General features: G+C 68.0%; 15 protein-coding genes and 2 pseudogenes. 2 read left to right on the top strand and 15 right to left on the bottom strand.

Features of this window, described 5'->3' with window-relative positions:
* Positions 1-407: 407 nt before the first annotated feature.
* The 15 genes and pseudogenes from ABZ937_RS25515 to ABZ937_RS25445 form a co-directional block, all read right to left on the bottom strand.
* Positions 408-725: pseudogene (locus ABZ937_RS25515) on the bottom strand (DDE endonuclease); the annotation flags it as partial.
* On the bottom strand, positions 722-1,261 hold the full coding sequence (locus ABZ937_RS25510; RefSeq protein ID WP_361695626.1) for a winged helix-turn-helix domain-containing protein: 540 nt from the start codon (positions 1,259-1,261) through the stop codon (positions 722-724). The pseudogene ABZ937_RS25515 and the gene ABZ937_RS25510, both read right to left, overlap by 4 nt.
* Before the next feature lie 248 nt (positions 1,262-1,509).
* A complete protein-coding gene (locus ABZ937_RS25505) occupies positions 1,510-2,955 on the bottom strand; it encodes an FAD-dependent monooxygenase (RefSeq protein ID WP_361695625.1) in 1,446 nt (481 codons plus the stop codon).
* Positions 2,956-2,987: 32 nt separating this feature from the next.
* Complete coding sequence (locus tag ABZ937_RS25500) at positions 2,988-4,145, bottom strand: MAB_1171c family putative transporter (protein ID WP_361695623.1); 1,158 nt, start codon at positions 4,143-4,145, stop codon at positions 2,988-2,990.
* Positions 4,146-4,205: 60 nt separating this feature from the next.
* A complete protein-coding gene (locus ABZ937_RS25495) occupies positions 4,206-5,369 on the bottom strand; it encodes an MAB_1171c family putative transporter (protein WP_361695621.1) in 1,164 nt (387 codons plus the stop codon).
* Positions 5,366-5,980, bottom strand: coding sequence for a hypothetical protein (locus tag ABZ937_RS25490; protein ID WP_361695619.1), 615 nt, complete (start codon positions 5,978-5,980; stop codon positions 5,366-5,368). The genes ABZ937_RS25495 and ABZ937_RS25490 overlap by 4 nt, the downstream gene beginning before the upstream one ends.
* Complete coding sequence (locus ABZ937_RS25485; protein WP_361695617.1) at positions 5,977-6,591, bottom strand: helix-turn-helix domain-containing protein; 615 nt, start codon at positions 6,589-6,591, stop codon at positions 5,977-5,979. The genes ABZ937_RS25490 and ABZ937_RS25485 overlap by 4 nt, the downstream gene beginning before the upstream one ends.
* 193 nt (positions 6,592-6,784) lie before the next feature.
* Positions 6,785-7,408, bottom strand: a complete 624-nt coding sequence (locus ABZ937_RS25480) for a DUF4097 family beta strand repeat-containing protein (RefSeq protein WP_361695615.1) — start codon at positions 7,406-7,408, stop codon at positions 6,785-6,787.
* A 383-nt stretch (positions 7,409-7,791) separates the two neighbouring features.
* Positions 7,792-8,641, bottom strand: a pseudogene (locus ABZ937_RS25475) (IS481 family transposase); the annotation flags it as partial.
* A gap of 8 nt (positions 8,642-8,649) precedes the next feature.
* The gene (locus ABZ937_RS25470; protein ID WP_361695613.1) at positions 8,650-9,666 is read right to left on the bottom strand and encodes an NADPH:quinone oxidoreductase family protein; all 1,017 of its coding nucleotides are present in this window, start codon (positions 9,664-9,666) and stop codon (positions 8,650-8,652) included.
* 46 nt (positions 9,667-9,712) lie between these two features.
* Positions 9,713-10,078: a MerR family transcriptional regulator gene (locus tag ABZ937_RS25465; RefSeq protein ID WP_361695611.1), complete on the bottom strand. Its 366-nt coding sequence runs from the start codon at positions 10,076-10,078 to the stop codon at positions 9,713-9,715.
* A gap of 98 nt (positions 10,079-10,176) precedes the next feature.
* Entirely contained in the window at positions 10,177-11,454 is a 1,278-nt protein-coding gene (locus ABZ937_RS25460; protein ID WP_361695609.1) for a hypothetical protein, read from the bottom strand.
* 567 nt (positions 11,455-12,021) lie between these two features.
* Entirely contained in the window at positions 12,022-13,014 is a 993-nt protein-coding gene (locus ABZ937_RS25455) for a hypothetical protein (RefSeq protein WP_361695679.1), read from the bottom strand.
* A gap of 337 nt (positions 13,015-13,351) precedes the next feature.
* On the bottom strand, positions 13,352-14,620 hold the full coding sequence (locus tag ABZ937_RS25450) for a hypothetical protein (protein ID WP_361695607.1): 1,269 nt from the start codon (positions 14,618-14,620) through the stop codon (positions 13,352-13,354).
* 170 nt (positions 14,621-14,790) lie between these two features.
* Positions 14,791-15,810, bottom strand: coding sequence for a hypothetical protein (locus ABZ937_RS25445; protein WP_361695605.1), 1,020 nt, complete (start codon positions 15,808-15,810; stop codon positions 14,791-14,793).
* 136 nt (positions 15,811-15,946) lie between these two features.
* On the opposite strand from ABZ937_RS25445, the gene ABZ937_RS25440 reads away from it, so the two are divergent.
* Entirely contained in the window at positions 15,947-16,288 is a 342-nt protein-coding gene (locus ABZ937_RS25440) for a hypothetical protein (RefSeq protein WP_361695603.1), read from the top strand.
* A gap of 11 nt (positions 16,289-16,299) precedes the next feature.
* Positions 16,300-18,633: a CHAT domain-containing protein gene (locus ABZ937_RS25435; protein WP_361695600.1), complete on the top strand. Its 2,334-nt coding sequence runs from the start codon at positions 16,300-16,302 to the stop codon at positions 18,631-18,633.
* The last annotated feature ends 24 nt before the right edge of the window (positions 18,634-18,657 follow it).

Here is an 18,657-nt window from a genome sequence, read left to right as displayed (position 1 = left end):
TCAACTCCTGATCGTTTGCCGGGTACCAGATCCCGGAGTGGGGCGGCGCCCGGCTGCGACGGGCGGCTGCGACGCATTGGCAGTGCCTGCATCGCCTGGCTCAGGATACGGCCCTGCCGTTCGGTGCCTCCGTGCACCCTGGCTCCAGCCGGCCGACGACATCAACGACTGCAGCCGGATCGCCCACGATCGCGTCGGCGATCTCCGCGTGATCGGCACCAAGAAAGGCGGCCGTACCCACCAGATCGTGCAACCACGCGTTCTCCCGTACCCGTGCCCCCGTGGTGCGGGGCGTGGCCCGTCTGAAGTCCTGGCGCATCTGCCGCAAAGCCCTATGCAGCCCGACTCCCAACATCGTCAATCTCCGCGGCCGTCCCCACTCAGGAGTGGCAATGCTGAAGAGGCTCAGTGAGCCAGTCGCGGTCGGCGATGTATCGGCGCATGCCGGCGGTGAGGTGGGTGTTGAGGTTGTCCCAGACCAGCACGATCGGGCCGCCGAGCTGCTGGTGGGCGGTCTGGATCAGGTCGCGGTGGTCCTTCCAGGAGAAGCTTTTGCGCCCATCTGGCCGGGCGTCCGGGCAGGGCCGGTAGATCAGCCGCGAGGATTCGCCGGTCTTGTAGCAGGCCAGGACGGCCACCGATAAGCGGCGGCGGGAGCGGCCCCGCACGCGGACCACGGGGGTGTGTCCGCGGCGGGACCAGGCGCGGGTGGTCGGCGGCGTCATCGAGAATCCGGCTTCGTCCTCGAAGACGCGCCAGGCGTCCAGCGCCGCCACGGTCCTTCCACCTGGGGCCAGGTCTCCTTCATCCAGCCGGCCACCAGGTTCTCGTCCCGTTCGATGGCCCGCCGGGCGGGGGCCTGGCAACTCCAGCCGTGCCGCTTGAGCAGGGCGGCCACCCCTTGCAGGGTGTAGCTCTTGTGGAAGCGGTGCCCGATGAGCGTCCTGATCCGCGACAGGGTCCAGGTCTGGTCCGGCCACCCATGTGCCACCGGACCCTTGGCCAGCTCACGCTCCAGCACGGCGAACAGTTCGTCGCTGAGCAGCGGCAACGACGCCGGACCATTCGAGGCCAGGGCTCTCGGCCCGTCCTGCGACCAGGCCTTGCGCCAACGCTGTACCGACCGGATGCTGACCCGCAGGTCGTGAGCGATGACCACGTTCTCGTCGCCCTGCCTGAACCGCTCGGCTGCCTCCAACCGCAACTGCTCACGGAAGGCCCGCCGTTCGTCGGTCTGCCCGCCCCCTTGCGCATACCTCATGGGGAGGGCATATCGCAGGGACCACGAGACGTCAGCGTCACGTCCTACGGCGTACGGCGCAAAAACTTGACGATGCGCACCCGTCGGCGTCCACAGCGGATCACCCGCTGCGGGATCGCCGCGTAAGTCGAGAAGACCGAGCAGGTGTCCGACCGCCTTCTCGAGGCAGGCGCGGGTTTCCGCGACGGCGACTCACGGGCCGGTCACAGTGTCCTGGCAGGCGGAAGGCATGCCAGGACCAGAGGCGGCTAGCGAAGGGCCTTGGACGTGCTCGGCTCCTCGGCGGCCTTCCTGAGCCGGTCGAGTACCGCCCGCTCTGAAGGCCACAGAGGCGGCTCGGACGTCTGGGGGAGGAGAGGCCCGGTCAGGGCGGCCATGAGCGCCTTCGGCCGCAACACGCGCGTCGGAGACGCCTTGAGACTGGTGACGTCCCACAGCGCGCTCGCCGCGTCGAAGGAGCCCGTTGCCGCCTTGGTCAGCCGACGTGCGTAGCGGGCGGCCAGCCGGTCCGCGAGGCGCGGCTCTCCACCCACCACGTCGGGGTACAGGACGTCCATGCCGATGGCGGTGGCCCACGCCGTGTCCACGTGGTGGGCCGCACCACGAAGAACACGCCGGGACAGGCCGGGGTCGGCGATGCCGCTCTGCCGTACTTCTCGTGCCAGGACCAGGGCGCCGAGTGCCGCTACCGACATGCCTTGCCCATAGGCGGGGTTGAAGGTGGCCAACGCGTCTCCGAGCACGACGAACCGCTCCGGCCAGTGCGACGACTTCTCGAAGTACCGGCGCGCGTTGCTGGTACTGCGGCCACGGCTGACCACCACGTCGGTGAGGGGTTCCGCGCCCGAGATGAGGTGACCGACGATCGGGTGCGGAAGGTCGAGCGTGTACTGCAGGAAACCCTCGGGGTCGTGGGGCGGTTCACCGCCTCGGGTGCCACCGGCGCTGATCATCCACCGGTCTCCCTCGATCGGGAGCACCATGGCGCTCCGGCCGGGCAGGCCGTTGTAGGGGTTCGCCTGCACCACCGTCAGCGGGAACGACTCGGCACCCGCCGGCGTGCGGTAGATCCGGGTGGCGTTGGTGAGGCCGGAATCGACCTTCCTCTCTTCGACGCCGGTGATGCCGATGGCGTCGAGCCACTGCAGACTGCCCGAGCCCCGCCCGCTCGCGTCGATGACGATGTCCGCTTCCAGCTCGGAGCCCATACCATGGTCTCCTCCGCTGATCCGGACTCCACGGACGCGCTGAGCGTCGCCGAGGAGCCCTTCCACGGTGACCTGGTGGATCGAGATGTTGGGGCCGGAGTCGAGCAAGGCCTGCCGGAGGACCCAGTCCAGCAGGGCGCGTGTGCAGGTGACCACGTGAGGACCGTTCCGCTTCCACCGGCGGAACCACCCGCTGTCCGGAGTCAGAGCCAGCATGCCGTTGCCGAGGGCGATCTCGTGCGCCCCGGCGTCCAGGAGGCGGTCACGCACTCCCCCCGGGAAGAGAGCCTCCATGGCAGACAGCCCGCCGGCCATGAGCAGGTGGGCATGCCGGCCCTGGGGAACACCACGGCGATTCTCGGGGCCTTCTGGAAGCTCATCTCTGTCAAGAAGGAAGATCTGCAACGCGGGCTCGGCGCGGGACAGGGCCGCGGCGGCCACCAGTCCGGCGATGCCGGCTCCGATCACGACAGCTTTTTGCGACAACTGGTTCTCCTCGTAGCGCGCATGAGACGGCCTCACTGGGTTCTCACCTGCTCCGGTGCCGCCTCACGAAGGCGGTGCACGGCGTTCGCCAGCTCCACCAGATCGACGGTGACGCGGAATTTCTCCGGCGGATCGGCGGGGCTGCCTTCCTTGCCCGTTGCACGGCGTATGCCGTCAATGATCATCGCCTTCTCCGAGTCGATGCGTGCCCTGTCCTGTCGCTCCCCACGCCGCACGGCGGCTGCGTACGCCGTGTGGCCGACGCGCTGGTCGAAGTACGCCGTCAATTGCAGCAGGGCGTCACGGATGTTCGCTTCGAGCAGGTAGAGACGGCTGCTCGGCCACAGCCGCCAGGGCTGCCACCACGTCGGCTCCGCGACCGGTGGTGCCGTCGCCACGTCCTTCACCGCGCACCACAAGGGCTTCAACGCGCGGTAGATGGCCACGCTTTCTCTCTCCGCGGCGGCGGCGGACGCGAGACGGGGCAGGACGAACCCCACGGAGTAGATCAAGGCGCCGAGCGAGGCGGCCGGCGGGGCGACGCTGGTGGACAGGAAGTCCAGGTCGTATCCCAGCCAGCGCGCGACGACCGCGGTGACCTTCGCGAGAGTGAAGCCCAGGGCGTCGAGCAGCAGGCCGGCGAGGATCAGCCGGAGGCCGAGGCGGAGCAGCCCTGTCACCTCGTCGCGTGCCCACTTCAGGCAGACAGCGCTCAGGACGATGGTGCTGGCCAGATGACCCATGAGGTAAAGGGTGATCATCTCCCGCATGTACGGGGTGTTCGCGTAGTAGGTGTCGAGGTCGGTGAGGCGCTCCGTGTGCGCGTCCGCCAGAGCGAACAGTACGACGATGGCGATGATCAGCGTTCCGTAGACGGCGACGGTCATCCGGGTCATCCGCCGTATCCGCTCCTTCGGTCCGCCCCTCCAGTGGATCAGCAGAATGATCAGGGAGCAGCTGAGGGCGGAGATCGAGACGTAGGTCAGCGGGGCGCCGATGTTGGGAATCCCCGTGGCGTGGTTGACCGCGGCGAGCGTCACCGGAGCGGACCAGAAGAAGCACACAGCGGCGATGAACGCGGTGGCCCGCGTGGCGATGGACAGCGGTGAGCGGGGAGTCCTGCGTGGTCTGCGAAGCAGTATGGCGGCCAGAGCCAGAAGGAAGGACGCCATATACACGACAAGACTCATGTTCCGGGGACTCCGTTCAGGTCCTCTGACTGTGGGGGGATCGGTGCAGGCGGTCAGCGGTCACACCGACTGAGCCCTGGCGGGGCTCGGCGTGTCGGCTCGTGTCTCACGCTGGTATCTCTTCACAGCGTCGGCGATGAGGACCAGGGACTCGGCATCACGCGGGTGGCACAGCGGAGTTGTCGTGCCGACCGGGTCGAGGACGGGCTGGGTGCTTTGCCTTACGGCTGCCGTGATGGTCGCGGCCCACGCGACGGAAGCGGACTTCTGCCAGTCGCCCGTCCTCTCCAACTCCACGTCGAGCGTCTCGTCGTAGAGCCTCCCGTCGTACAGCGTCTCGATCGCGAGGAGGCCGTTGTGGACGGTGCTCCAGCGCCAGGTGCCCCACAGGAACGGGGAGCGCGGTCGTTCGAGACGCAGGGCGCGCGCCGTGAGCACCGGATCCAGCACGGCATCGAGGGGGGCCAGCCGGAAGAAGTCACGCCACGCCGAGATGTGGTGACCCACCATGGGGAGGAGGACCCCCACCACAGTCAGCAGTGCACCCAGACCGGCGCAGACGGGCGGTACGGACGTCCCGAGAGCCGCCCATTCCCGCCCGGTCCACCGCGCGATCACCGCCACCAGCTTGGAGACGCTGTACCCGGCACTGACCACCGTGCCGGCGCCTATCGTCAGCAGACTGGCCCGCAGCCAGGGGCGCTTCCGGACCTCCGCTTCGAAGCCCCAGCGCAGCGACCAGACGGCACTGACCGTCACGGCCGTCAGATGGGCCACCAGATACAGGACCACCAGCTCGGCGATCCAGGGCGTCGTCGCGTAGTACGTGTCGAAGTCGGTACGCCGTTCCTCCGCGGCGTTCCCGAGAGCGAACAGGGCAGCGATTCCGGCGAGTACGGCGGCGTAGCCGTAGATCCAATTCCGCGTCGTCCGGCGCGCCGCGGGGCCGCCTCGCCAGCAGGCGATCAGGATCAGCAGGGCTGCGCTGTACGCCGTGATGGACACATAGGTCAGCGGAGCGGCAAGGTTGGGCACGCCGCTGACCTGGTTGATCACCCGTACCGAACTGGGCGCCCCGAAGAGGAAGCACAGCGACGCGAACGCCAACACGCCGCTGATGGCGCGGAGCGAGGGGTCGCTCCAGTGCCTGATCAGGTCCGGCAACTTCACCAGAAGTCCGATGCACAGCAGGCCGAAGCTTATGTAGTTGATCGACCCACTCATTTCCGCTTCCCCCGATAGTTGAGGGCATCTGCGATGCGGCGGGCCGTTTCGCCCGTGATCACGTCCCGCTCCATCAGTGCCCGCATCTCCTGTCCGATCCGGATCCCGAACAGCTCGGCTTCCTTCTCGGGATCCTCGTCGAAACGCGAACGTGTGGCAGCCGGCTCGGCGCCGTGCACATGTGCTGACGCCAGGGCCTCACAGGCCCCTGCCGCAAGCTCCTCCGGCGTGAAGCCGTCCTGTTGCCGCATGTGCCACAGCTCGTGACCGAAGATCTGCGCCTGATGCCAGACCTCCGCGTCCTGCTCGATGATGACGTCGTCCCGGTCCGCTCGCTCCAGCCACATCCCGGTGGCCTTGAAATGACGCGGGATGTGCACTTTGTGCACTTCGAGTCGGCGATCGCCACGCCACTGCCTGGCTGACTCGACCAGAGCTTCGAACAGGGCCTCGGAGTCGGGCAGGGCATCGCCTCCCGACCCGTCACCGTCTGCGCCGATACCGCTCAGCCTTTCCCGAATGGGAGCGATGAGCGTTTCGGCGAACTGTCGCATCTCCCGGTCGCGCTGGCGTAACCGCTGCCACTGGCGAAGCCGGGTCAGAGGAGTCATCGTCCGTCCCCGGTACTCGAAGAAGGTCCGTACCCGCGGGCTACGGCAGGCCGGGTGACCGCTTCCGCCCACTGGGCCATCGCCTGCACCCCGCTGGGTGACACGAGCCCGCGCGCGGCCAGCCGAAGGATTTCGGGCGTCCGGAGTTGCCTCAGGGGGTCCGATCTGGACTCCAGGTCCTGCAGGTGGTGCTGAAGCGCCTCATCGAGCGCTTCCGGCTCGTCGGCGAAGAAGAACCCGGGCGGCAGGGAGAAGAATCGCCGGAGCCGGTCGGCGGACTCCAGGCTGGGCATGCCCTTCCTGCGCCATTCGCTCATCGTCTGACGGGTCACGCCCGCGGCTGCGGCGATCTCTTCGAGGGTGTACTTCTTTCCGTCGTCGCGCAGGCGGGTCTCGCGGAGGAAGTCGAGCCTCCGCCGTACGCGCTCCGTCACCGATATCTCCTCGGCCCGCCCGCCTGAGAGCAGGGCCCTCACGACGGGCTCAGGGATCCCGGTCTCGAACGACAGATCCTCGACGTCGACGATGTCGACCAACTCGGCGTGGCCGGAGGCGTGTTGAATGCGCTCCAGGGTTCCGGCCAGTCTTGCGTAGGCATCGTCTGCTGCCACTGAGCATTCTCCTGGGCGCGTCGCTGATCAGGGGCGGGGCTTAACGCGAGGGTATCCACATCACCTCAACCGGTCGACAGTGTTGAGGGAGCCTGCCTACGTTCGCAGATTCAGTTGACATCGTATGGGATCCTGTAGCAGGACCAGAGCGCAGGGTGATCAACCAAACCAGCCGAGAAGGGCCACAGGACCCCTAGTCTGCCGACTTCACAGTCAGGTCGCCGTTCGTCGTCGACAGGTCCAGGTGGTACTTGCCTGACGGGTCGTTCTTGAACGCCACGTGCTTGTCGCCGTTGGAGTGGTCCGCCGAGATCTGGTACTTGGCAGACGGTGCCGTGACCGTGAGGTTGCCGTTGGTCGTGCGGGCCTCGATGTTCTGCGCGGTGGCCGTCTGGATCGTCACCTCGCTGTTCGATGTCTGTGCGTCGATGCCGCCGCCCTTGACGTTCTTGACGTCCACGTCACCGTTGGACGTGCGCAGCTTCACGGGGCCCGTCGCGTCGGTCACCGCGATCTCACCGTTGCTCGTGTGCACGTCGACCGTGCCGACATCGGTCAGCGTGAAGTTCCCGTTGGACGTGCCACCCGTCACCGGAAGACCGGCAGGCACTTTGACCACGTAGTCGACGCCGCACTTCCTGCCGCAGCCGGAGAGCATCAGGACGCCGTTCCTGACGCGGAAGGACGTCCCACTCGGCTTGTCACCGCGATAGTTGACCTTGCGATGCACGGAGACCGTGGAGGCGCCGGCCGAAGCGTCCACCTTCACATCTCCGTTCCTGTTGTCGACACGGATCGAGGTGACGGTCTGAGACACCTTGGCGTCGTCCTCGAAGGTCTTCTCACTGACGGCCGAGCACGCGGACAGCCCGCTGACTGTGAGAGCAGCCAGAGCCGCTGCTGCAAGAAGGCGTGCCTGTGCGCGTTGCATGAAAGTTCCCCCGTGTGGAGCGAGTTGAGTCGACGATCAGTCACCGTGATCCTACGCACCCACACTCCCGGCGCCACTGGGGGAGACCCCGGTCCAGAACGCCGGTCCGTGGCCGGAAGAGCACGCTAGGTGCGGCTCCAGTCGAGAGCCCACTCTCGATCCGACAGATCACCCCGCCTCACACCGCGTCGAACGATCCACTGATGAGACCGTTCCACGGGTATCCGGACGCTGCCTAGTTGTATGAGGCCAGGACGTTGGTTACGCCAGGCGTAGAGGAACTCTTCGGCGATGATTCGGTTGTAGCGCTCCACCTTGCCGTTGTGGCGAGGCGTGTACGGCGTGATGCGCTGGTGTCGCGCCCCGAGCATGGCCCGGGCGAATGTGCCGGCGCGGTAGCAGGCGCCGTTGTCCGTGACGATGCGTTCGATCCGGACGATGCCGTGGGCTGCGAATCAGGCCCTGGCCCGGTGCAGAAACTCGATGGCGGTGACGGCCTTCTCGTCGGGCAGCGCTTCGGTGTGGGCAAGCCGACTGAATCCGTCGGCGGCGGAATGCAGGTAGACGTAGCCGCCGCGTGCGCCCTTGTTCTTGCGCCGCTCGACAGTCCTGGCCTGGCGGCTTCCGCGCCGAGGGACCCGCCGGCCACCGCCATCCGGGATCCGGCCGGCCTTCTTCACGCCGATGTGAACCATGTGTCCAGGACGGCGAGCGGTGATCTTCCGCGGTTCCCGGTTGAGGTCGCCGCTGGGATCGATGAACCGGCGCCGGTTCAGGCCCAGGGCGAGCAGATGCCGCGACACGGTGCGGCGACTGAGCGAGATCCCTTCGGCCTGGAGCTCGAATGCGATCCGGGAGGCGGACCACCTTCTCGGCACGGCGGAGTGCCTCGATCCTGGCGACGACGTCAGAACTCGTCGCCGTTGGCTGGCGCCGAGGTGCGGAGGAGCGGTCCAGCAGCCCGATTTCACCGTGCTGACGGTAGCGGTTGACCCATTTCGACGCGCAGGCACGGGAGATCCCCATCTCGGCTGCCACGTGGGCGATCGGGCGGTGCTGACAACGCTGCACGAGCCGAAGTCGTCCCTCGGGGGACAGCGGAGCATTGCGGTGAAGCACCGGCGTTCCTAGCGCCAGGGATCGAGGGCCAGCTTGCCCCGGGTCTGGCCCGCTTCGAGTTGCTGGAGCACTGCCGGTCCTTCGGCCAGGGGATGCACGTGGGGGGTGCCGGGCGGGTAGACGCCGTGGGCGATGAGAGCCTCGATCTCGACGAGCAACGACTGGTAGAGGGATGGGGCCGCGACCGCCAGCGCGCCGATGTGCAGGCCCTTGATCTGAACCTGGTGGGTGAAGACCAGGTCGTGCGTGGTCAGAGTGGCGTCACCGGAGGCGGCGCCGAACACGACGATGCGTCCGGTAAAGGGCTTGGTAACCGACAGGCTGGCCTCGAACGTGGCCTGGCCCACCGATTCCAGGACCAGGTCGACCCCGCCGGTCAGGCGGGTGATCTCCTCAGCCAGATCGGGGCGTCGACTGTCCAGCACCTCGTCGGCGCCGAGGGCTTTGACGGTGTCGTGCTTCTCCGGCGAGGCCGTCGCAATCACCCGCGCACCGTAGTGGCGGGCGAGGCGAACGGCAGCCTGCCCGACGCCGCCGGCCGCGGCATGAACGAGCACCGCATCACCCGTCTTGATCTCGCCCAACGGCTTCAGTGCCGCCAACGCGGTGGCCCAGTTCAGCACCAGACCGAGAGCCTGGGCATCGTTCCAGCCGGAAGGCACCGGAAGCACCCCCGCGGCCGGCATCGTCATGTACTGCGCGAAGGCGCCCGGGCCGGCTCCGACGACATGGGTGCCGAGCGGCAGCGGCTTCTCGACGTCCGCGCCGACCCCCACGATCTCACCGGCCGCCTCAAAGCCCGCCACGTAGGGCGCCTGCGGGCCTCCTCCGTAGGTGCCATGGGTCTGCATGACATCGGCGAAGTTGACCCCGGCGGCGCCGACGCGGATCAGGTACTCGCCGGGTCCCGGGGCAGGGCGGCGGTGATCCGTCGCAAGAGTCAGGTCCTTCGGCCCCCGGTGCGACCGCTGGACCAGTGCTCGAACGGTCTGCTCGGCGGCGTTCTGCTGGTCGTTGATCTCCATGCACCGACCGTAGGAACCTCACACTTACGTCAAGGTCAAGCGGCCGTCAGAGATCAGTACGGCGGGCCTCTCTCAGGTAGGTGTCGAGTGCCGCCTGCTGATCGCTGAGAACGGCAATGCGAGCAGCGAGCCGATCGCGATAGCCCTGCACCTCGTGCAGGAATTCCGCACACACCACCTCGGTGCCGGCATCGGATCCGTCAGTGAGGCTGGGCAGGACTTCCCTGATCAACCTCACGGGCAACCCGGACTCCAGCAGCGACCGGATGACGAGCACCCGATCGATCGTGGACTGGCAGTAGTCACGGAACCCATTGCTGAAACGCCCAGGGACGATCAAGCCCTCGTCCTCGTAGTGCCGCAACGACCGCGCACTCACACCGCTGGCTCTGGACGCCTCGCTGATCTTCATACCTGCCACCAACGTCCAGCCGCACCGCAATCTTCCGGCACTCGCTGCGACGAGTTGAAGACCTGCTCAGGCGTCAACAACCTCATGTCCCGCAACACCTAGTCGATGAACTGCACCTCCGGGAAGGCCGGGGAGGCGCCGTCGAAGAGGCCGTGGTCCGGCCGGTGCCGCAGGTGCGCGTCGAGGAAAGCGCCGAGGTAGGTGCGCTGGACGTGCAGGCTGCGGGCGGGGGTCACCGTGCCCACGGCGTCGACGAGCCTGCCCGTCGGCATCGCGCCCGCCTCCGCGATCCGGGGGAGCTGGGCCTGCAGATCCGTGTAGGAATAGTGGCCCGCCGAGAGCATCTGGATGTTGTGGTGCCAGCCGCGCAGATGCTGCCAGAACGTGGCGTGGACGGGGTGACGGCAGTTGCCCAGAACGCTGCTCACCAACAGGAACGGGCGGTCGAGACCCTCCTCGACGACCGTACCCACGGAATCGGCGCCCGAGCCCATCCCCCCGTCGAGGTTCGCTCCGGCGACGACCCGATCGTCGTCGTGCATCACCTGCGCCGTGGTGGCCCCGCCGAGCGAGTGGCCGAACATGCCGATCGCGGACAGGTCCAGGCCATGGGCCAGCCCCGCCGGCAGCGGCCGCCGGGACGCGTCCGGGGTGCCGCCCGCGTTCAGCGCCTCCAGGCAGTCGAGGACGAACCGCACGTCGGCCACGCGGACGTCCACCAGCGCGCGCAGCACCCGCGTCTCCGTCGCGGGCTGCTTCTCCTCCAGCCGGCCGCCCGGGAACTCCACCGCGAGCGATTCGTGGGTGTGGTCCACGGCCACCACGACGTAGCCCCGGCTCGCGAAGTCCTCTGCCAGGACCGTGCCGAAGCCGCGCGGCATGTCCTTGCCCGGCGAGTACAGCACCACGGGCAGGCCGCCGCGCTGCCGCAGCACCGGCGCGCCGACAGCGCTGTGCGTACGGGTGGCCGCCCAGTCGACGGCGCCCGCCCCGATGGAGAACCCCTCCTCCGTCTCCGCCAGCGCCCCGAACCGCGCCGCCGTCCCGGCGGGCAACTGCGGTGCCATGCCCTTCCCCTGCCCCGGCCGGGCCGGGTACCAGAGGCTGACCATCAATTCCCGCCGGCGCTGCGAGGGCACCCAGGGGTCGCGGCGTGCCGCGTCCACCAGGTGCATCGACGTCGTACCGACGCGGTACGGGCCGGTGGGCGCCGGCAGGGCCGGGGTGAGAGGCGCACGGCTTCTCCCCAAGAGCCTCGGGGCGGTCGCCGCCCGCGCGGTGGTGGCCCCCACGGTGGGAGCCAGCAGGGCGAGGCCGAGTACGCCGGCGACGCGGCGGCGCGTGGGGTTGTTCTGGGGCTGGTCGTGGTTGTCCATGGCTCGACGCTACGGGCGGGCCCACGGGCACCACATCGCCCCCAGGGCGTGCCCGCCTCCGCCACGCGGCGTAGGCGGACGTCATCCGCCGGATCTACGGCTGCGTCCGGTTTCACGACTGATCGGGCTGGGCTCCACAGCTCCGGTTGCGGTAGTCCAGGTTCACCACGACCGTTCCCGGACGAGGCCCGTCGTCAGGCCGGTACGAGCCCGAGTCCCCCCAGCGCCAGGATGCCCTGCGACGCAGTGACGTCCGCAGTGCGGTCACCTTCGCCCTCGACCGGCACGTACGTCCGGGAGATGTACTCGCGCCTGACCTGAATGCCGCCAGGCCGTGGCGAGGTTCATGACCTCACTCGCCTGCGGAATGTGTGCGCCTCGGTGCCTCGGAAGGACCAGCAGGCCAAAGGCGACTGCTACCTGCGGTGATTGATGCTGGACGGTCGCCGCGAGTCCATGTGGGCGATGAACTCGCGGCTGACCGCCGGGCGGCGACGAGCAGATCTGCGACGCACCGCCCGGACGCCGCACCGGCTGTGTGCCGGCCGTCCGCGCGGATGCGACCGCCTATTCCTGGTAGGCGAGGTCGCTCTCGGAGAATTCGGGTTCGCTCATCGCCGGGCCGGCGAAGAAGCCCTCCATGAGTTCGTTCAGGTCCAGCTTGGTGGCACCGGCCGGGGCGGTGGGCCTGGTGCCGTCGCCCACCCGCAGTGTCAGGCCCAGCTTTTTGACCTTGGCGTTCTCGGCCAGTTTGGCGAGGTCCACATGCACCTCGGTCAACTCACCGTTCTTGAGTGTGAAGTCCGCCGTCACCTTGGCGTTGGGGGCGTCCTTCAGGTCCTTGTCCGTCGGCAGCTCCATGCCGGGCGGCAGGTCCTTCGCCAGGGGGCGGAGCTCGCCGAACAGCTCAGTGATCAGCGTGCGGAAGGGGGCCGTGGCGGTGATGTGCTCGGTGCCGTCCCCACCGCCGGCTGTCTTGAAATCCACTTCACGGGCGACGACCTTGCGAAGGGCCTTCACGAGCCTCTTCTGCGTCTTGGCGTCGAGGGACGGGTCGGGCTCGGGAGTGCCCTGGGCTTCCCGGCCCTCGGCGGCTGCCCGATCCATCTCCTTGGTGCTGAACTTCACCCACTTGCCCTCGATGACCTTCTTGATCGCCCCGGCCTCCGGGGGCAGGTCGTCAGCGCTCGGTACGGGGCTGCCCATCATCTTGCCCATGGTGTTCATGTCGGCACGGACGTAGGCGTAGTCGCCGATCACCCGGTACTCGGCGAGGTCGCCGTCCGAGGTGCTGATCTTCATGGCCGTGCCGACGAGGTCCTTCTCACCGGACTTCTCGATCGGCTTCTTCGACTGCACGGTCACAGTGATCTTCGCTCCGCTGATCAGCTCAGCGGCCTCGTCCGGGATCTCCTCGCCGGGCCTGGGCTTGGACTTGGCGTCCAGAGCCTTCAGGGACGTGACGTCGGTGTCCAGGTCGAGCTCGAAGGAGAGCGTGTTCTTCTTGCCGAGCTTCTCGAAGGCCCGGTCGAGCTTCTTGCCGGCGGAGTACTGCTCCACCGTTCCGCAGGCGGCGGAGCCCGCGAGGACGACACCGGCGACGGCGGCGGCGGTCAGGGTCTTGTGTATGGCGCTGATGATGGTCTCCTCGTGGGTCCGATCACGGTGTGATCGATCAGAAGACTCCCGGCCTGCCCACATGGTTGCCCTCACCTGCGTGAAGATGTCGCGCGGCTGTGGGGCGGCGGCTCTCGGCGCTTCACGCTTGACTCTGTGCACCCGCCGGACCGGGGGGCCCGGAAGACCACCGAGGGCCCACCCGGTCATGCTGCGCCTGCGCCGGCTGAATGCCCCGACCGGGGAGCCCCTCGCGTACGACAGGACGCGCTGACACCGCTTACGGCTTCACGGCGTACACATAGCGGCTGAACGGCGCCCGGCGGTCGAGGTCGCTCGGCTTGTCGCTCTCATGGTCGTTCGCGTATTCGCCGAGGGTCCAGAGCGCCGCCCGGCCGTTGATCCGGCTGTAGCTGAGGTCTTCACAGCCGACGTTGAGGTACGACTCGCGCCTTCCCGTGGCCGCCCCCTCCCGCCACGACCTCAGCTGTCCCGGCTTCTTCGTACCGCGACTCGACGTGAAGTAGTACCTGCCGTCGGCCGCCCTGACCGCGCCCTGCACACGGCCTTCCCGGTTCGCCGTGGCTTGCCAGGAGGATCGCGTACTGCTCAGGTAGCCACTGCTCCGGCTGCCCAGTTCCCATCGCGCCAGCCGGCAGCTCCCGCCCGCCCGGTACTCGCTCACCAGCAGCGCGGGCCGGCGCCTCGTGCGGTCCAGCGAGACCTGCGAGAACGTGAACCCTCGTGTCGCGCTGCCGGTGGCGTCGTAGGCGTAGCACTGAGGCAGGACATAGTCGTACTCGTACGCGTGGAACGTACCGTCTGCCTGACGGCCGAGCCCGGGGCCCTTGGTGACCTTGAAGATCCGGTTCAGGTCGTACACCCGAAGGCCGGTCGTCCCGACCGTGCTGTCAGCGACGTAGAGCTTGTTGCCGTACCAGGCGATGCCGCCGGCGTGCAGGTCCGACTCGCGGAAGTCGTACTGATCTCCGCCGTCGTCGCGGAGCCCGTACGGCTCCACGAGCAGCACGTGCTGGTACGTCGGGTCGCCTGCGGCGTTCCAGTTGACGACGGTGATCCGCGCGCCCTGCTTTTCGGCCGCGAGCCTGCCGTACCAGGACACCAGCAGCGTCGCGGGTGCGGAGCCGTTCGCGTCGTAGTTGGTGGTGATGCCCTGCGGGCGCCAGTTCTTGTCGACGAAGTCGGCAGTCGCCCAGCGGAACGCGTACAGCAGCTTTTCCGGCTCCGTGTCGGGGCGGGGCTTCGTCCCGTCGTCCTGGTCCTCCGGCCACCGGGTGATCCGGCGCGCTTCGAGGGCCGGGGTCCTCGTCAGGACCTCGCCGAGGGAGACCGGCCCCCCGAGTAAGGAGCTCAGCCCGTTGATGGCTCTTCGGTAGCTGTACGCCGACGTCCACGTGGGAGCGCCGCGTCCCTTGAGCCTGTACCGCTCCGCCGCCGCGGCCTCGCCGGGGACGGCCAGGCCGCCCACGGCCGCTGCCACCGGGGCCGCTGCCATTCCGCGCAGGATCGTTCTGCGTGTGGTGTCCATGGCGAAGGAGCGTAGGGCGGAACGCCTCGTTCGACTCCGGCTTGGCTTGTCCCGGACATGTTCCGGACAGCGTCGAGGGGCCGTGTCCTGACTCCGCCGTGGGATGACCGGGTACCGCCCTCGCCGTGGCGCCGCGCCGGCCGATGCCACGCTACGGAAACGGGCACCGGTTACATCCAGATCGAAACGGCGTTCCCGCTCGCCACCGCCAGAGCCTCGCCGTTGGCGGAGAACGCAACCTGGCAGTCCTCGTGTGTCGTGAGCGTGGCCTCATAGCTCAAGGCCGAGTAGTGCCACAAGCGTATGAGGCCGTCGGAGTAGCCGCAGGCGATGGTCTTGCCGTCCGCATGGAATGCCACAGATGCCCCCTGGGGGGTGTCACGGTCGGTAGGCAACGAGACGATGAGACGGTTGCCCGGTATCTCGAACAAGTGGGCGGTGCCGAAGCCTCCGTCTCCGGAGGCCGAACGGCCCGCGACGTCCTGCCCGCCGACAGCAAGCATGCGGCTGTCCGGTCGGAATGCCAGGGAGCTGACGAACCCGGTGTCGGCGAGGATCACCGACGGGAGCCCGGGCGCGAGCTGCACGACCTGGGCGGAGTCGAAGCCGCCGACGGCCAGCGTCTTCCCGTCTGCGGCCAACGCCAGGCAGCTGATGTACGGATGGCGCAAGTCGAGGTCGATGGCACCGAGTCGCTGCCGCCCGACCACGTCGAACAGCTCCACCGCGCGGTTGGTGAGGTTGCAGGCGAGGAGCGGCGCGAAGGGACTGAACGCGACCGAACACCGTGTCAGGGCGGGTGATGAGGACCACCTGGCGATGAGATCCCGATGCTCGACGTCCCAGATGAGGACAGAACCGTGGTCGCATCCGCAGGCCAGGGTCTTTCCGTCGGGGGAGAAGGCGAGCGAGCTCAGTGCCGCACAGACTCCCACGTGGCCGGTGAGTGTGGCGACGTGGGATCGGGCCCCGACGTCCCATAAGCGGACGGTGCCGTCCCGGCTGCCGCTGGCAAGCATCAGACCGTCCCGGGCGAAGGCCACCGAATCGACACGGTCGCTGTGACCGAGGAGGCTGAACGACGGCTGGAGGCGCAGGGGCTGGGACGGGGCGCCGGTGTGGTCGGCGGGTACACGGAAGTACGCCTGTGACTCCAGTTCCACCGGGGCCGTCAACGCGTCCATCGCCATTCGGACATTGTGACCTCCCGATCGTCGGGTTGACCATTACGGTACGCCGGCGTGCCAGCCTCTCTTATGATTCCGTGAGCGTCCTCTTCTGACGAGGGAAGGTGCGGCATTGGAGAGCGAACCGCAGGAGTGGCGCGTGGTCATCACCTCGGCGTCATCGCGGTCGGCCGAGGTCGCCGAGGTGCTCCGGAGCGGCAACTGGGAGGACGGCGGCGGCTCGCTGGCCCTGGAAAAGCCCGCACTCCAGTTCCGCGCCGGCGACCCCTCCGTACTGGTCGCGACCATAGCCGCCGTCAGCTCGGCGCTGGTCACCCTGGTGTCCGCACTCCTGCAGCGTGGCGCCGCCAAAGACGGCCGGCATATCGTCCTGGAATTCGACAACGTGAAGATCGATGTGCCCGCCGACATCGACCCGGAGCAGCTCGATAGGCTGATGGAGCAGGTCAGCAGCAGGCCCAACCGCATCATCTTGCCCTGAGGTAGGCACCGGTGCGCGCGCTGGACGACATCGTGACCGCTTGGGAACTGTGCCGGACCGGCGATGTCTCCGGCTGTCTGCACCGGCTCCGCAGACTACCGACGCCGACGGCACTTGACCCGGCCACCCGCGCCGGGCTGGACCGGATGATCGACGACATCGCGGCCGTGCTCCCGCTCCGGCTCCAGTCCGCGGCCGGGATCGGATGCGAAGCCGCATGCCTGGACCTCCTGCACGCCATGAGCGAGCGGGACCTATTGCCCGGAGCCGTCGAATACGAGTCGCTCGGCGCGGCCCTGATGCAGGGTCTGCGCGCTCCGCTCGACGAATCCGATCTGCCGGCCAAACTGGTGGCGCATGCCCGGTCGGTCCTGACCGGCCCAAGTAACCGCGCTGACGGGGCAATCCACTCGTGGGAAAATTCCCTGCACGCACTCGGAGAGTTCGTCACGGCGTTCAGGCCGAGGCGCCGAACCGGCCACCCGGGCAACGCCGTCACCCGCGTGCTCAGCGTGACCGCGCGCGCTTTCCTCGGCGGCCACGACCAGAACAGCTACGCGACATGGCTCGGCCAAGGTATCCGGCTGCTTGCCGATGAAACGATCAGCGACGGGTCGCACCCCAGGGCCAGAATCCACCTGATCTACCATCGCTCGATCATCCAATTCTACAGCGCTCAGGTACGCGAAGACCACGAAACATGCCGCAAAGTGTTGAACACGCTTGGGAAAGTCGGCGTGGCCTGCGGCCGTGCGGGCCTGGTCGAGGAGTCATGGGCGCTGTTGGCGCGCGTCGCCTTCCTGGCCGGCCACATGCCCTGGGACAGCCCGCAGACGCCGGTCAGCATGACCGTCGCCGCGCAGATCGCCTTGCGGGACTGCAGCACCCCCCGCGTCGCCCTGCTTGAGGACATCATCAACGCCGCCGCCCTGCCCCACGGCGACGACCAACCCAGGCTGAGCGATTCGGCGCGACGCTGCTGGGGCAGCGTCCGGGGCACGCTGGCCTCCTTGGGGGCGCCCATGCCCGCAGCGTCACGATGGCGGGCCGCGAACGCGGTGGCCAACGTGCTCGGCGAATTGCCGCTGCTCTCACTCCTGGACGACGTCCGGCACCACCAGCCCCAGCAGTGGGCGAATGCAATGCTGCCGATGTTCTTTGCACATCCCTACGAATGGCGGGACACCGACTCCGGCGCGCCTGGATCCACGCGTCCGATCACAGGCGTCTCCATGTCCGGCGACGGACACATCTGGCATGTCAACGCCGACACCGCGTTCACCTCAGTAGCCCACTCCAATGAACTGAACACCGCACTGTGGCAGTCCACGAGATCCTGGGTTTCCATCGCCGGCCCGGACAACATCAGAGACGCGTTCGTTCAGAACCTGGAAGGCTACGCCACGGCGGGCCTGTTCCCGGTCATCCGCATGTTCAACAGCGTCACCCGGAAAGGGATCAATCACATCGATTTCGGCGGGACGGAGCGCGAGTTCGCACAGCTGGTGGATCTGGCGTCCGGCCGGCTGGAAAATGTCTACGAAAAACTCGCCGAACACTCCTTACTGCACACCCGGCCCGACGAGATGATCTGTACCGTCGGACCCTTGACCCAGATCCCCTGGGAGTTGGCGTGGGACCGGGGCACCCAGTCGGTCAACGTCTGTCTGGACCCGCGGTCGACGGGCTTCGACACCGTGCGCATACCGGCTGTCGCCATCGGACCCGACACCCGGGTGGCGGTCTTCATCGACTCCGAGAGCCTGGACCGCGCAGGGCATGAACTGGCGGGAATCGAAGCCGCATTCGGAGCAGCGTCCGTGGAGAAGCACACGGACTTCGCGGCGGACCGCATCGCGAAGGCCGCAGCAACCTGCGACGTACTCCACTTCATCACACACGGCGAGCAAGTCTGGTCGGACGCGCGGAAGAACGCCATCGACCCCGATGGCCGGCGCGTGACCGCAGAACAGATCGCCCGGCTCGACCTGTCCCGCGTGCAGCTCGTGGTGCTCAACGCCTGTGACGCCGCTGCCCCGGGGCCGTGGAGCCTGGCCGGCGACCCGACTTTCGTCGGCGCGTTCCTCGCTGCCGGCAGCAAAGCGATCATCGCGAACCTGTGGTCGGTCGAAGACCGTCTGGCAGAGACATTCTCATCCGCGCTCTACCAGGAACTCACCACGGGACGGCCGCTGACTGACGCATTTTGCAGAGCCCGGCGTCACATGCGAACAGAAGCCGAGACCCTGATGGCATCGCTGAACGGGACCGGGAGCGCTGCGTTCCTGGCTGATCCATTCAAGCTGACATTCCGCGGCCTCGTAGTGGCGGCGGCTACGCAATAGGCCAGGACGTCCGGCGTGACCGCG

This window comes from Streptomyces sp. NPDC046727, from assembly GCF_040645635.1.
Lineage (GTDB): Bacteria > Actinomycetota > Actinomycetes > Streptomycetales > Streptomycetaceae > Streptomyces.
The sequence above is the reverse complement of the archived record's forward strand: the minus strand, read 5'-3'. Positions and strand labels throughout refer to the sequence as shown.

Coding starts and splice junctions, on each gene's coding strand:
- ABZ937_RS25510 (WP_361695626.1), bottom strand. CDS start 1,261: ATGAGGTATGCGCAAGGGGGCGGGCAGACCGACGAACGGCGGGCCTTC.
- ABZ937_RS25500 (WP_361695623.1), bottom strand. CDS start 4,145: ATGAGTCTTGTCGTGTATATGGCGTCCTTCCTTCTGGCTCTGGCCGCC.
- ABZ937_RS25495 (WP_361695621.1), bottom strand. CDS start 5,369: ATGAGTGGGTCGATCAACTACATAAGCTTCGGCCTGCTGTGCATCGGA.
- ABZ937_RS25490 (WP_361695619.1), bottom strand. CDS start 5,980: ATGACTCCTCTGACCCGGCTTCGCCAGTGGCAGCGGTTACGCCAGCGC.
- ABZ937_RS25470 (WP_361695613.1), bottom strand. CDS start 9,666: ATGGAGATCAACGACCAGCAGAACGCCGCCGAGCAGACCGTTCGAGCA.
- ABZ937_RS25465 (WP_361695611.1), bottom strand. CDS start 10,078: ATGAAGATCAGCGAGGCGTCCAGAGCCAGCGGTGTGAGTGCGCGGTCG.
- ABZ937_RS25460 (WP_361695609.1), bottom strand. CDS start 11,454: ATGGACAACCACGACCAGCCCCAGAACAACCCCACGCGCCGCCGCGTC.
- ABZ937_RS25450 (WP_361695607.1), bottom strand. CDS start 14,620: ATGGACACCACACGCAGAACGATCCTGCGCGGAATGGCAGCGGCCCCG.
- ABZ937_RS25445 (WP_361695605.1), bottom strand. CDS start 15,810: ATGGCGATGGACGCGTTGACGGCCCCGGTGGAACTGGAGTCACAGGCG.